Here is a 13911-nt window from a genome sequence, read left to right as displayed (position 1 = left end):
GCGCTCCCCTTGGCCGCGGTGCGGCTTCCTGACCACCTCGACACACGCATCGTAATCAAATCGTTGCAGTACGTCATCATGGGGCCACCGTGCGCGCAGCTCCCAGAGTCTGAACCCGGCTGATCCCGGCGTCAGGCGAGCACGTGCCCGGCGGGGGCGGGGAGCAGCACCGAGCGGTAGACGTCCAGGACGCGGGCGCCGAGGTGCTCCCACGTGTAGCCGCGTACGAGCTCGTGGGCGGCGCCGGCCAGTTCCCGCGACAACACGGGATCGTCCAGCAGCTCGCGGAGCGCGGCGGCCAGGGCGGCCGGTGCGTGCGGTGGGACGAGCAGGCCGGTGCGGCGGTGCCGCACCAGCTCGGGAACACCGCCGACATGGCTGGCCACGACGGGAACGCGGCAGTGCATCGCCTCCAGCAGCACCGTGCCGAGTTCCTCGTAACGGGACGGGTAGGCCAGCAGGTCCACGTCGTCGAGCACGCTCGGGACGTCCTCGTGCGGAACGAAGCCGGTGAAATGGGTTCGGCCGGCGATGCCCAGACGCTGGGCCGAGCGCCGCAGCCGCGCCCGTTCGGGGCCGTCGCCCACGATCACCAGATGCGCCGGGTGGGCCGTCCCCAGCGACGCGAAGGCGCGCAGGAGCGTCTCGACGTCCTTCTGCGGGTGCAGCCTGCCCACGTAGGCGACGCGTGGACGCGGGATGTGCGCGGGAAGGACCGGCCGCCTCGGCCCGGTCGTGAACTCGCGGCCGATGCCGGACGGTATGACATGCACGTGGGCGGAGGGCATGTCACGGCGGAGACGGTGGGTCAGGACGATGACCGCGTCCGCCCTGGCGCTGCCGTACCGCTCCAGGAGGCCGCCGGCCGTCTTCAGCACCAGCGAGCGCGGCCCTCCCACCCTGAGCGTGCGGCGAAGGCTGCAGTGGATCGTCAGCACCAGGGGCGCGTCGGCGAGCGCGGCCGCGTGCATCGCCAGCGGCACGATCGCCAGGTCCTCGCCGAGGTGCGCGTGGACCAGGTCGACGCCCCGGGTCAGCGTCGCCGCCTGCCACCAGGCGGGCAGCCAGAAGAACTGGCGGCAGCGCGGGACCGGCACGCCGAACCTGACCACCGTCCCGTGGCGCCCGAACGGCGCGGTGGCGGGCGCGGTCGGCGGCCTGCTCGTCACCACGGTCTGGCGCACGCCGAGTTCGTCCAGGACGCGGCTCAGCTGGGCGGTGTGGTTCTGCATCCCCCCGGCGGGGTCGAAACGCACCCCGCGTCCCGACAACGCCGTCACCGGAGCCTCGAACACCGAGCACAGACGCAGTACCCGCATGGCCCCCGTTCCTCCGCACCCTGCCGTTCGCGCGCCGTCGGGCCTGGCCGTTCCTTCACCGAAACCCCAGGTCAGCCGGGATGTTCCACGACATTTGAGGCCGAAACGTCCGGTGTGCGAGCCGCACTCACATGCCCGCCCCTGTCCAGCGCGCTCCCCGGGGCCACGTTCCGGGCGACCCGATCAAGGACGTGCTCTCACACAGAGTTAGCGACGCGGACTCGGCGCCGTCTGCTCGCCGTTGCGTGGGCGGTTACGCGGGGGTGATCAGGCCGTAGTGGCCGTCGTAGCGGTGGTAGAGCACGTTGCCCCGCCCGGTGGCGGTGTCGAGGAAGAACAACCACGGCATCCCCGACGTCTCCAGCCGCTCGGTCGCCTCCAGAAGGCTCAGCCGGGGCGCCGGGTGGGCGCTGATCGTCAGCGGGACCGCGAGCGGGGCGCGCCGGCTCCGCCGCGGCGCCACCTGGGCCAGCCGGTAACCCCCTTCGGCACGGTAGATGACGCTGTCCTGGCCGGTCTCGACGTCGGCGAACAGCAGGAAGCCGTAGTCCAGCGTCTCCAGGTCGAAGGCCGCCTCGTCGGGGGTCTCGGTGGCCAGCGTGAACGACTTGTGCCGCACCAGCTCGCGATCCTCCAGCGGACGCGGATACCAGGCCGGGCGGTGCGTCCGCTCGGCGCCGTGCCGCCACTCGCGGGGGTCCGGCGCCGGCCGGCCGCCGCGGCGGTACTCCGCGTGCCGGCCGATCCGCTCCAGCCTGGCCAGCAGCCGGTCGTGCAGCCGGTCGATGGCCTCGCGCATCGTCTCCGCCGTCACCTGCACCCGCACCGGGCGGCCGTTGACGTCCAGGTTGGCCTGCGCGACGGCCGGGCGGTCCACCGCCGGGTCCGGCGCCATGGTCAGTTTCGCGCGGGCGAACAGCACCGGCTCGGGCGCGTGCCCGAACACCGCGGCCACCTTGGCGCGCGCGTAGTCGGCGGAGCCTTCCGGCACCGCTCCCCGGTGTTCCACGGCCACCTCGGGGGCGACCTGGGTCGTCGGCCGATTCATGACGTTCCCCTCTCACCGCGATCCGGCGCGCGCCTTGCTCGCTTCCAGCCTTGGCCCACCGGACCCGCCCGGACAGTGGCCGAAGGTCACCGCCCGGAGGGACGTCCGGCCGTCGGCCACCTTGAGGGGACGATCTCCGGCACGGCCGCCACGCGCGAAAGGCGGCCCCGGCGCCGGGTTCCGAGCGCCCGGGCCGCGCCTTCACACGAGGTCGGACCGGCCGTGGGAGACGGAAAGGACGGGCCGGGGGCTGCAGCGGTGCAGCGGGACGACGGGGGAGCGGTCCCGCTGCGCCGGCAGGCGGAGGATCGACTGGGTGAGCCGCGCGGTCTCGTCGTCGGCGTCCGCCGGATCGGCCATCGCCTGCAGCCGCCGGATGACGACGCCCTCCCGCAGCGCCCACGGGCAGATCTCGAGCTGCTCGATGTCGAAGATGGTCATGACGGCCTCGGCGACGATCGCGCCGGCCAGGATCTGCGGAGCCCGCGCCCTGGAGATGCCGGGCAGCTTCGCCCGGCCCGCGTAGTCGGTGCGGGCCAGGACCGGGATCTGCGCGCGCAGCCGCTCGCGGTCCAGCACCCGGCGCGCGTAGGGGCCGGCCTTGTGCTTGGGCGCCCCGGTCAGCCGGGCCAGCTGGGTGAACGTCCTGGAGGTGGCGAGCGGCCGCATCGGCTGCGGATCGTCCCGCCGCGCGGCCAGTCGCGCGGCCAGCTCCCCGGTGGCCTCGGTGAGCCGCCGCCGGACGAGCCGCCGCAGGTGCCGCACCCGTTTGGGCGACGGAGGGTCGCCCGGCAGGTGCTCGCGCGTGAGCCGTGCGGCGCCCAAGGGAAGCGACAGCGCGGTCGTGGGCTCCTGCCCGTCGCCGTGGGCGATCTCCAGCGAGCCGCCGCCGATGTCGGCCAGCAGCAGCCCCCCGGCCGACCAGCCGTACCAGGCGCGCGCGGCCAGGAACGTCAGCCGGGCCTCGTCCCGGCCGGTCAGGAAGCCCAGCCGCAGCCCGGTCGACGCGGTGACCCGCGCGACGATCTCGTCCCGGTTGGCGGCGTCGCGCACCGCCGAGGTGGCGAACGCGATCAGCTCGTCGACGTCGTGCCGCGCGGCGGCGCCGATCGACCCCCTGATCGCCTCCGTCAGCCGGCCGATCGCGGCGGGCTCGACCGTGCCGTCCGCGCCGGTCGCCTCGGCCAGCCGCGTCGGGTGCTTCACCGTCGCCACCGTGCGGTGCGGCCGTCCCACGTCCACCTCGACGACCTTGAGATGGGCAGAGTTGGATCCCACGTCCAGAACACCGAGTCGCATGTGGCGCGCTTTACCCGGGGGAGCGCTTTCCTATCCGTACACGGCATCTGACCAGCGACGTAACCTCGACCGGCTCCGGCCGAAACCGACATGACCTCGAACGGTGACCGCGCCCGCCGAACGCTATTTCAGCCGGGCCAGGAGCTGGTCGGGACGCGCCACCGTCACCGTCGCCGTCGGATGGCGTATCAGGTGCAGGGGGTCGATCGCCGGTACCGGGGTGCGGAAGCGGACGCACACGCCCCCATCGCGGTTGGTGGCGAAGGTGATGCCGCGATCGGCGAGCGAAAGATGCGCCGGGCCGGCGGTCTTCAGGAAGGCGTAGGGCCCGGAGACCTCCTCCGCCTCGGCGACGTTGTCCAGGTTCGTGGTGAGACGCCACGGCCCGAACCGGATCTCCAGCGCGACCTCCGTCACGATGACGCACGCGGACGACGACGTGACGCCGAACGGCAGCGCCGCCACCCGGTACGCCGAGCTGAACCGGAAGGGGAAGACTTGGCGTTCCGTGGTCATCGGCTCGTTCCTCCTCCGGGGGCCCGCCGTCGCGCGGCCAGCGCGGCCCTGGTCAGTTCCTCCATGCGCCGGCAGGCCCGCCTGTGGTACCTGACCTGCGTGGTGCGGCCGAAGAGCACGAAGCCGAGGCGCACGATGGGGTTCGCGATGGGCGCCATCTGGGAGAAGGCGTGGATGTGGAACTCCACCTCACCGGTGTCCAGCCACTTGCGCACCTCGTGGTCCATCTGGCCGCGTTCGAGATGCCCCTCGAGCGTCCGGTAGTTCCACCCCCACACTCGTGCCCGGCGCCCGTCCTGCTCGACGACTCCGTCGACGACCGCCCCGATTCGTACCCCGAGGTAGAACCGCAATCCGTAGAACCGGCCCTCGAGCAGCATGTCCTGGCCCGCCGCGGGACGGCCGCCGCCGTAGGCGTGCCGGATGAAGGCCGGATCGGCGAACTCGTAGTCCCGTACGAGGCGACGGGCGATCTCCCAGCTTCCGTCGGGCAGCGGCGGGCCGGGCGGCTCGGCGGGCAGGGGCTGCCGGTAGTCGTCGATGTGCCAGCCGGAGTCCGCGTCGCCGCCGGGTTCCTCCCGCGGATCGAAATTGATCGGCCGATGCCGCAGCTCGGCGTGCAGCCGCCGCAGTCGTCGCTGAACCCGCGTGTTCTCGCCCATGACATCGAGCTTCTCCGCCTGACGGTGTGTGACGCTCAGAGTGTGACGTCGTCGGCGGGGCCGGCGACCTGGCGGACGGCGGCGTAGGCGGGGCCCCGTATCTGCTGCAGCGCCCCGGCCGGCGGCAGCCCGGGAATCTGGTGCCGGGCCGGGGCGAAACGCATCGGTGCGCTGTCGTCGCTGCGCGCCGGACCGGTGAGCAGCAGCTCGCCGAACCTCTCCCACGAGCCGAACTCGGTCGCGATGACCAGGTCCAGCGGCAAGGGGCTCTCGCCGACGGCCCCGGCGAGCGCGGCGTCGCCGGCCGGGACGATACAGGGCCGCCGCGCGACCGCGCCCAGGAAGACGCGGCGGTCACCGGCCGCGTACGGCAACAGGGAACCGTAGAAGGCCGGACTCCACCGGATCGCCGGCCGCGGCAGGTGGCGGCCGAGCAGGCCGTGCCCGGTGGTGGCCAGGAGCAGCTCGGCGACGGCCGGCTCGCCGTCCGGCGAACCCCCGCCGGACCCCGGCGAGACGTCCGCGGGTTGCCTCCACCGCAGCGCCAGCCCCAGCACGTCCGGCAGCGGGGGAGGCAGCCCCACCGACCGGGACAGCCGCGCCAACCCCCGCAGCTCGGCCGCGTCGTCCAGGAACGAGACGCCCCAGGGCCGGGAGGTGCCGTGCAGGAGCAGGGTGGCGTCGCACACCAGCCCCTTGGGGTGCAGAGGCCGCCCGCCGCGCAGCCGCGCCGCCGTGGTGAACAACCGCGTGAAAGCGGTCGTGGCGAGCTGGGTCAGGTGCTGTGCGTGCAGCCTGCTGTCTCCGGCGACCTCGGCCCGCTCGGTGTGGACTTCCACCTCGCCGGTCACCCGGCCGCCGGCCATCTCCGCGACGCGCGAGCAGAAATGGGTCCACATGTGAAGCTGCATCTCCTTCGCGATGCGCAGCCTGTCGTACAGCACGTCCGCCAGGCGGCTACCGCTGCGCGCCCATGACTCGATGGTGAAGACCACGTCGCCGTCCCGGGTGTTCACCGCCCGGAACTCGATCTCTCCTGCCTCGATGTGACCTTCCAGGGTCGCGAAGCGAAATGACCGCGGCTCGCGTTCCACCACGCGCACCGGACAGTTCCACGGGCCCGGCATGTGCACGTCGTACTCGTCGCCGACGTCCAGGCACCGCGCGTCGCCCGACGTCTTGTCGAAGACGGCGAACTCCACCGGAGACGCGGCGTTGATGTCGGCGCACAAACGGCCGATCAGCTCTTCGGCGCTCAGCGGGCTGCCGGTGATCCGGACGGTGTAGCGCCGCTGGAACGCCGGCCCGGCGCCCTGCCGCGGATGCTGCAGCCGGTCTCCGCCACGTTCCGGGATCCGCTCGATCTCGGCCACCACACTGGTGCGGAGCCGCCGCCGCGCCACCCCACGGGAACCGCGCAGCCACCGCCACGCGGCCAGGCCGATCCCCACGGGCCAGCGCACCATCCGCACGCGCTGCCGCCAACGAACTCGCACGGCGCCCCCCGATGATCGTCTGCCCGTCGTCGCGCCCGCCCCCGGACGCGACAGCCGTGCCCGCCATGAGTACCCCAGGCGCCCACCCCCAACCCGCCCCGGACCCGGGAGCAGCTGATCGACGGCACGCGACGCCCGAAGCGGCAGCGGCCCTGCACCCGGATCTACGGCCTGTTCCGGCGCTGTGCCACGAGGGGGCGGGAAGGGACGTGTGGGGTCACCGGCTCGCCTTGAGCAGGCGCCTGATCGTCCCTGCGGTGCGCGTTGTGGCCGGGACGCCCAGCCTCGCCTCCAGCTCCGCGGTGGGGTTGCCGACCCGTGATCCGGTCTTGCGGATGACGCTCAACGCGACGCCCTGGGAGAACTCGATGATGTCGACGTCGCCGCGGCGGTTCGTCCACGGAACCGGGGCTCCGAAGTCGTGGTCGCCGTCGAAGAAGGTGAACGTCTCCCGGTAGGTGCGCTCGTCCGTGGAACCGGCGAACGGGTTCCGGTCGAGAATCGTCTCCAGGTGGTCGACGGGACGCACGATCGCGGCATCCTTGTAGCCGCTGACCGCCGTCAGGCGCGGCGCCGCCCGGTCGACCACTTCACGAGGGTCCTCGTCGCCGACCTTGACCAGCACCGTCCCGTTCGTCTGGAACGACCGTACGAAGGACGCTCCGGCCTCGCGCAGTGCGTCCTCCAGCGCCGCCCGGTCGGGGCTGTTCTGATGGCCCAGGTTCATGTTGCGGTAGAAGACGACGAAGACTGTTGACATGCGCAGAGTGTCGCAGATCCGCGGTGACCATCACGGACGGTCGCACACCACCCGGTGCGCCTCGATACGTCGGCCTGGAACCCGGCAGCCGGGGTCCGGGCCGACGTGAGGCGGTCAGTGGGTGAGGTGGTCAGTCCGTCTTCCGCTGCGCTGAGCCCCAGCCCTGGAGGCCGGCGCCGTAGGGGTAGAGCGGGTTCCCGTAGCCGGTGGGGACGGGACGTCCGGCGTCGATGTGGGAGCGGATCTCGGCGCGCTGCGCCGGAGTGGCGCCCAGGTCGTACGGGATGGTCCAGTCCTCGACGGCGTCGGCGGGGACGTCCGCGCCGCCCGGTGTGAGGATTTGGTCGAGGGAGCGGGGCATCTGCCAGGGCAGCCGTCCGCTGGGGGCGTAGTCGCCGAACAGCAGGGCGGCGGTCGCCGGGCCGACCTCCTCGCCGCCGCGGTAGGTCAGCACGATGGCGTCGGCCAGGTCGTGCCATTCGGTGATGACGGTGGGCCGGGGCAGGGTCATCACCACCACGACGGGGACGCCCTGGTCGTGGAACCGGCGGATGATCGCGAGTTGTTCGGGTGGCAGCTGGGGTTTCTCCTTCACCCAGGCGGTGGCGTGCGTGTAGCTGGGCTCCCCGACGGCCACGACGGCCAGTTCGGGGTCGGCCGCGGTGTCCTGGTGGACGGTGACGCCGGCGGCCGCGGCGCGGGCTCTGACCGCCTGCAGCAGGGTCTGGGAGCCGTGTTCGGCGTGGAAGAAGCTGGTCCAGATGCAGCAGGCGCCGCCGTCGGTGGCGGTGGTGCCGGCCACCACGATGTCGTCGCCGGGCCGGAGCCTGACGGGCAGGACGCCGTTGTTCCTGAGCAGGGTGTTGGACTCCCGCGCGGCCCGCTCGGCCAGGGCGGCATAGGACGGCTGGTGGAACCGGAAGGGCCCGTTCACCGGGTCCCCGTACGGACGCTCGAAGATCCCGAGCTGGAACTTCAGCCGCAGGATCCGGGTGACCGCGTCGTCGATGCGGGCCATGGGGACGTCGGCCAGGAACCGGGACATGGTGAACCCCTCGGCGCCGGGGTCGGCGCCGCCCATCACGTCCGAGCCGGCGTTGGCGGCCTTCGTCCAGACGCCCGAGGGCAGCCAGTCCGTGGTGATCAGGCCCGTGTAGCCCAGGTTGTTCCTGAGGTAGTCGAGGATGGGCTTGCTGTCTCCCGCGCCCGATCCGCCGGGATCGAGGTACTTGCTGCCGGCGTACCCCGGCATGATGTTGACGGTGCCCGCCTCGATCGCCGCCCTGAACGGGATCATGTGGTACTTGATGGTCACCTCGTCGTAGGTGATCTGGGCCTCGCCGCCGGCGCCCTCGCCGGGCCAGTGCTTGACCGTGGCCAGGACGGAGTTCGGGTTCAGTTCCGGCCCGCCCTGCAGGCCCGTCACCAGTGCCCGGACCTGGGCCGCGGCGACCTGGGCGTCCTCGCCGTTGCCCTCCTGGATCCGCGGGTAGATCACCTTGGTGCCGACCTCGGCGAGCGGTCCGAGCACGCCGCGGGTGCCGACCTCCAGCTGCTCGCGCCGCTGCATGTCGCCCAGTTCGCGGTCGAGCGGATAGTTCCTGGCGGCGGCCAGCGTGCTCTGCAGCGGGTAGGTGGTCTGGTACCCGGCGATGGTGTCGCCCGCGGAGACCGGCGGGATGCCGAGGCGGGTTCCGGCCGAGCCGAGCAGCACGTTGTGCAGGTCGCCGGGCTGCGCGGGCCCGAAGTGCCATCCCGACCGCGGGTACTGCTGGGCGCCGTAGAACATCTGGTACGCCTTCTCCTCCGGCGTCATCCGGCCGAGCAGGTCGCTCACCCGGGCCTCCACCGGCCGCCGCCAGTCCTCGTACGGCTCGATCGTCCCGTTGCGGTTGAGGTCGCGGGCGCCGCCGACGATCGGGACGCCGTCGTCGACCCGCTCGATCTCCGGGAGGTAGACGCTGAAGGTGCGGACGGCCGAGGTGGTCCGGCCCCCGGACCCGTCCACGGCGACCACGAACCACCGGTACGTCCAGCGGTCGGAGATGTCCCAGGTGGGGGTGTAGCCGGTGGCGGTCGTCTCGGCGACCTTGGTGTAGAGGTCGAGCAGGCTGCCGGACGCGGTGAAGTCGTAGTCGGCCCGGCTGACGTTGATCCACACCTCGTAGCGGACGGTCCCCGGCACGGCCGACCACGACAGGGCGGGCCGCCGCGTGTCGGTGATCATCGCCCGGTCGGGCGGGGCGGACAGCGCGAACTGGCCGGTGGTCCCCGGTGCCCTGGTGGGTCTGGACAGCAACGGCGGGGTGTCGGCGGTGGTGTCGAGGGTGCCGTGGACCTGGAACTCCCACAGCGAGTAGCCGTAGCCGGTCGCGCGGGCCGTCCCGGTGAACCGGACGTAGCGGCCCTTGCCCGAGACCGTGAGGTTCTCGACGCCGCCCTTGCCGGTGGTGGTGCTGTGGAGGGTCCTCCAGGTGGAGTCGTCGTCCGAGACCTCGACCCGGTAGCCGGTGGCGTAGGCCGCCTCCCAGTTCAGGGTCAGGCCGGTGATCGTGCCGATGCCGCCGAGGTCGACCTTCAGCCACTGGTCGTCGCCGGTGAGGCTGGCCCACCGGGTGGTGGTGCGCCCGTCCAGGGCCGCGGCGGGCGCGTTGCCGCCCTCCCAGGACGAGGCCGACACCTTCTTGAACGCGGAGATCGGCGTTCCCGAGGGGACGGCGGTGTCGGCGGTGTGAACGGCCATTTCCCACAGCGAGTAGCCGTAGCCGGTGCCGCGCGCGGTGCCGTACATGCGCAGGTAGCGGCCGGTGCCGGTGACATCGAGGGTCTGGGTGCCGCCGGTTCCCGTGCCGGTGGTGTAGATGGGCGTCCAGTTCGACCCGTCGGTGGAGGTCTGGAGCTGGAAGGCCCGCGCGTGGGCGGCCTCCCAGGTGAGCACGACCCTGCAGATCGACTTCGTCGCGCCGAGGTCGACCTGCAGCCACTGCGGGTCGGAGAAGGCGCTGGACCAGCGGGTGCCGCCGTCGCCGTCGACGGCGGCCGAGGCGGGGAAGGCGCCGTTCTCGACGGACGAGGCGGTCGCCGGACGGTTCAGGGCCGCGTTGGCGGTGCCGCAGGCGGCGGCCGCCGCCGGACGGGCGGTGACGCTCACGGCGCAGGCGGCCAGCAGCGACAGCGCGCCCAGTGTCACGGACAGGGCGCGGGGACGGTGTTTCATGGGCGTTCCTCCAGGGAGCGGGGAACCTGGCCTGCGGGGCCCGGCGGCGGCGCCCGCCGGGCCCGGCAGGGGCGCTGTCACGGGTAGGAGACGACCACGGACGGGGTCGTGGAGGTGCCCGACGTCGGCGCGCCGGTGTCGTTGATGACGTGGTTGTACTGGCCGTTGCCGCCCAGCGACACCACCAGCGCGTGGTGGAACCTGATGCCGGGCTTGACGGGGGTCTGGAAGCCGTGGTGCTGCCGGATCGTCGGGTCGACGTTGTAGTAGCAGTACGAGCCGACGCCCCACGCCTCGTGGGTGTTCACCGAGTCGGCGACCCGGTAGGCGGCGTAGCCCTGGATGGAGCCGTTCTGGATCGCCGCCTGGTTGGGCGCGTCGTACGCCTTCTCGTTCTGGAAGAAGATCGTCCGGCCGCGCTCGCCGAACCACTGCACGTCGTACTTGTTGAAGTGCTCGACGAACAGGCCGGTGGCCAGCACGTCGTCGCCGTTGACGACCAGGCCGTAGTCGGCCCGGTTGGTCTCCCAGCCGACGCCGGCGCCGTGGTCGGCGCGCCAGATCCAGGTGTGGTCGATGATCACGTCGTCGCTGTTGACGACCATGCTGGTGGTGGCCCGGCCGGGCCCGGCGCCGCCGATGCGGATGAACACGTCCTGCAGGGTCGTCGGGTCGGCGGCGTGGTCGGCGGCGGAGCCGGACGGGCCGACCTCGACGAGCGTGGCGGAGTTGGCGGGCCCGGCGTCCACCAGGAACCCGGCGAGCCGCACCCCGTTGACGTCGGCCACCTTCATCGCGGTGACGCCGTTGTCGGGGATGAGCGTCGCCAGCCCGAGGCCGAGCACGACGGTGCCCGCGCGGTTGACGTTGATGGGCTGGTCGAGGTGGTAGATGCCGGGGGTCAGCAGCAGGTGCAGGCCCTGGGCGAGGGCGGTGTTGATGCGCGCGGCGCTGTCTCCGGGCTTGGCCACGTAGAACTGGGTGAGCGGGAGGGAGGTGCCGGGGGTGGAGCCGCCTTCCCAGGTCGTGCCGCGGGCGTTGGTGCGCTTGGCGGGGACGAACACGCGGTAGTCGGCGCCGTCCAGGTAGATGTACGGCTTCTCGCGGCTGATCGGGGTGGTGTTCAGGTCCGTGTACGGCGGCTGGGGGAAGGTGTCGCCCGGGGAGCCCTGGACGCCGGAGAACACCATGTTCCACACGCCGTTGAGCCACCCGCCGATGGAGCTGTCGCGGGTGTACCACTGCTGCTGCGAGTACGGGCCGACGGTGCCGTCGATCTTGCTGTCGGCGATGTAGCCGCCGCTGGCCCAGCCGTATCCGGCGGGCGCCAGGTTGAGCCCGCCGCGCACGTGCATGCGGCGGAACGGCGCGGCCTGGGCGACGGCCCACCGGTTCGTGCCGTTGACGGGGGTGACCGACAGGTTCTCGGTCGAGCGCCAGAAGTTCTGGGTGGCGTTGCCGCCGAACCAGCCGGCGTCGACGGTGATGTCGCCGTTGATGGCCACGTCGTCGGGGTTGCGGCCGAGCCCGTGCACGGAGGTGTAGAAGCCGATCTGCGCGTTCAGCCCGCTGTAGCGGCCGGGCTTGAAGAAGATGGCGTGCCGTCCGGTGCCGAACTGCGCCGACTCCTGCTGCCGGAAGATCTGGTCGAGCTGGGACTGGACGGCCGAGGACGGCATCGACGGGTCGAAGACGTGCACGTTCGGGCCGAGGTCGCCCCCGCCGGTCGGCGGCGGCTCGTCGCCGTCCTCAACGTGGACGGCGAACTCCCACAGCGAGTACCCGTAGCCGGTGCCGCGTGCGGTGCCGTACATGCGTACGTACCGTCCCGAACCGGTGACGTTGTAGGCGGCGGTGCCGCCGGTGCCGCCGGTCACGGTCGTCAGGTCGGTCCAGGACGTGCCGTCGCGGGACGCCTGGATCCGGAAGTCCCTGCCGTAGGCGGCCTCCCAGCTCAGGTCCACCCGGCAGATGTTCCGGGCGGAGCCGAGATCGACCTGGACCCACTGGGGGTCGGAGAAGGCGCTGGACCAGCGGGTGCCGGAGTCGCCGTCGAAGGCCGCCGCGGCCGGGGTGCCCGCGTTCTCGGCGGACGAGGCGGTGGCCGGCCTGTTCAGGGCGGCGTTGCCGGACCCGCACGCGGCGGCGTGCGCGGGGGAGGCGGGGACGGTGAGCAGCGCCGCCAGTACTGCCAGGGCCGGCAGGGCGGTGCGGGCGGGGTGGGGTTTCATCACACTCCTCGTGGGGGGTGGCGGTGGGTGCGGATGATCTCGGCGTAGCGGTGGCCGCTGGCCTTGACGGTGCGCGCCTGGGTGGCGTAGTCGACGTGGACCAGCCCGAATCGCTTGTCCAGGCCGTCGGCCCATTCGAAGTTGTCCAGCAGCGACCAGGCGAAATAGCCCTTGACCGGTGCTCCGTCGCGGGCGGCGCGGGCGACGGCGGCCAGGTGGTCCTCCAGGTAGGCGATCCGGTCCCGGTCGTCGACCGAGCCGTCGGCGCCGACCTTGTCGTCCCAGGCCGAGCCGTTCTCGGTGACGTAGAGCCGGGCGGCGCCGTAGTCGCGGCTCAGCCGCAGCAGCAGCTCGGCGAGCCCGTCGGCGTGGACCTCCCAGCCCATCGCGGTGACCTGCGCGCCCGTCACCGGGAGCTGCCGGAAGTACGGGGCGGGCCCGGCCGGGTCGTCCGCGACGATCTGCCGGAAGTAGTAGTTGACCCCGTCGTACTCGACGGGGGCGGCGATGGTCTCCAGGTCGCCCGCCCGCACGGGCGGCTCGACGCCGTAGACCTCGATCATGTCGGCGGGGTAGCCGTGTCCGTGGGCCGGGTCGAGCCACCACCGGTTGATGTGGCCGTCCGCCCGGGTCGCGGCCTGGACGTCCTCGGCCCGGTCCGACGCCGGCTCGATCGGGCTGAGGTTGTTGACCAGCCCGATCGAGGGCGGCGCCGCCGCGTGGGCGCGCACCGCCGCGGCGCCGAGGCCGTGCGCGAGCAGCAGGTGGTGCGCGGCGTGGACGGCCTGGCGCAGGTCGCGCAGGCCCGGGGCGAAGCGCCCTTCCAGGTGCCCGATCCAGGCCGCGCACAGCGGTTCGTTGACGGTCGTCCAGTCGGTGACCCGGTCGCCGAGCCGGGCGGCGACGACGGCGGCGTAGTCGGCGAAGTGCGCGGCGGTGTCCCGGGCCGGCCAGCCGCCCCGCTCCTGCAGCGCCGACGGCAGGTCCCAGTGGTAGAGGGTGACGAACGGCCGGATGCCCGCGTCGAGCAGCGCGTCGACGAGACGGTCGTAGAAGTCCAGGCCCGGGCCGTTGACCGCGCCGGCGCCCTCCGGGACGACCCGGGGCCAGGCGACGGAGAACCGGTAGGCGTCCAGGCCGAGCCGCCGCATCAGCGCGACGTCCTCCCGCCAGTGGTGGTAGTGCTCGCAGGCGTCGTCGCCGGTGTCGCCGCCCGCGACGGCGCCGGGGACGCGGCAGAAGTCGTCCCAGATGGACGGCAGCCGGCCGTCGGCGGAGACCGCGCCCTCGATCTGGTAGGCGGAGGTGGCGGCACCGAAGAGGAAGTCGGCGGGAAGGTTCAAGGCAGTCTTCTCCCAGGGAG

10 protein-coding genes are annotated in these 13911 nt (G+C 72.7%); all 10 read right to left on the bottom strand.

All coding sequences use genetic code 11. The features are described 5' to 3' along the window. Nucleotides 1-131 precede the first annotated feature (131 nt). The gene (locus tag ABD811_RS31590) at nt 132-1319 is read right to left on the bottom strand and encodes a glycosyltransferase family 4 protein (RefSeq protein ID WP_344955083.1); all 1188 of its coding nucleotides are present in this window, start codon (nt 1317-1319) and stop codon (nt 132-134) included. 253 nt (nt 1320-1572) lie between these two features. Beyond that, on the bottom strand, nt 1573-2367 hold the full coding sequence (locus ABD811_RS31585) for a sigma 54 modulation/S30EA ribosomal C-terminal domain-containing protein (protein ID WP_344955081.1): 795 nt from the start codon (nt 2365-2367) through the stop codon (nt 1573-1575). 201 nt (nt 2368-2568) lie between these two features. Next, nucleotides 2569-3666, bottom strand: a complete 1098-nt coding sequence (locus ABD811_RS31580) for a Ppx/GppA phosphatase family protein (protein WP_344955079.1) — start codon at nt 3664-3666, stop codon at nt 2569-2571. Nucleotides 3667-3789: 123 nt separating this feature from the next. Continuing rightward, entirely contained in the window at nt 3790-4182 is a 393-nt protein-coding gene (locus ABD811_RS31575; protein ID WP_344955077.1) for a hypothetical protein, read from the bottom strand. After that, on the bottom strand, nt 4179-4844 hold the full coding sequence (locus tag ABD811_RS31570; protein WP_344955075.1) for a DUF1990 family protein: 666 nt from the start codon (nt 4842-4844) through the stop codon (nt 4179-4181). The genes ABD811_RS31575 and ABD811_RS31570 overlap by 4 nt, the downstream gene beginning before the upstream one ends. Before the next feature lie 35 nt (nt 4845-4879). Then, nucleotides 4880-6340 (bottom strand): DUF1990 family protein, encoded by a 1461-nt coding sequence (locus ABD811_RS31565; protein WP_344955073.1) that lies wholly within the window; start codon nt 6338-6340, stop codon nt 4880-4882. 217 nt (nt 6341-6557) lie between these two features. Continuing rightward, nucleotides 6558-7100 (bottom strand): DUF1697 domain-containing protein, encoded by a 543-nt coding sequence (locus tag ABD811_RS31560; protein WP_344955071.1) that lies wholly within the window; start codon nt 7098-7100, stop codon nt 6558-6560. A 130-nt stretch (nt 7101-7230) separates the two neighbouring features. Further along, complete coding sequence (locus tag ABD811_RS31555) at nt 7231-10317, bottom strand: discoidin domain-containing protein (RefSeq protein ID WP_344955069.1); 3087 nt, start codon at nt 10315-10317, stop codon at nt 7231-7233. A 77-nt stretch (nt 10318-10394) separates the two neighbouring features. Then, entirely contained in the window at nt 10395-12548 is a 2154-nt protein-coding gene (locus ABD811_RS31550) for a discoidin domain-containing protein (RefSeq protein ID WP_344955067.1), read from the bottom strand. Continuing rightward, complete coding sequence (locus ABD811_RS31545; RefSeq protein WP_344955065.1) at nt 12548-13891, bottom strand: GH1 family beta-glucosidase; 1344 nt, start codon at nt 13889-13891, stop codon at nt 12548-12550. Before ABD811_RS31545 ends, ABD811_RS31550 begins: the two co-directional genes overlap by 1 nt. Between the last annotated feature and the right edge of the window lie 20 nt (nt 13892-13911).

It is taken from the genome of Actinomadura miaoliensis (genome assembly GCF_039536785.1).
GTDB lineage: Bacteria > Actinomycetota > Actinomycetes > Streptosporangiales > Streptosporangiaceae > Spirillospora > Spirillospora miaoliensis.
The sequence above is the reverse complement of the archived record's forward strand: the minus strand, read 5'-3'. Positions and strand labels throughout refer to the sequence as shown.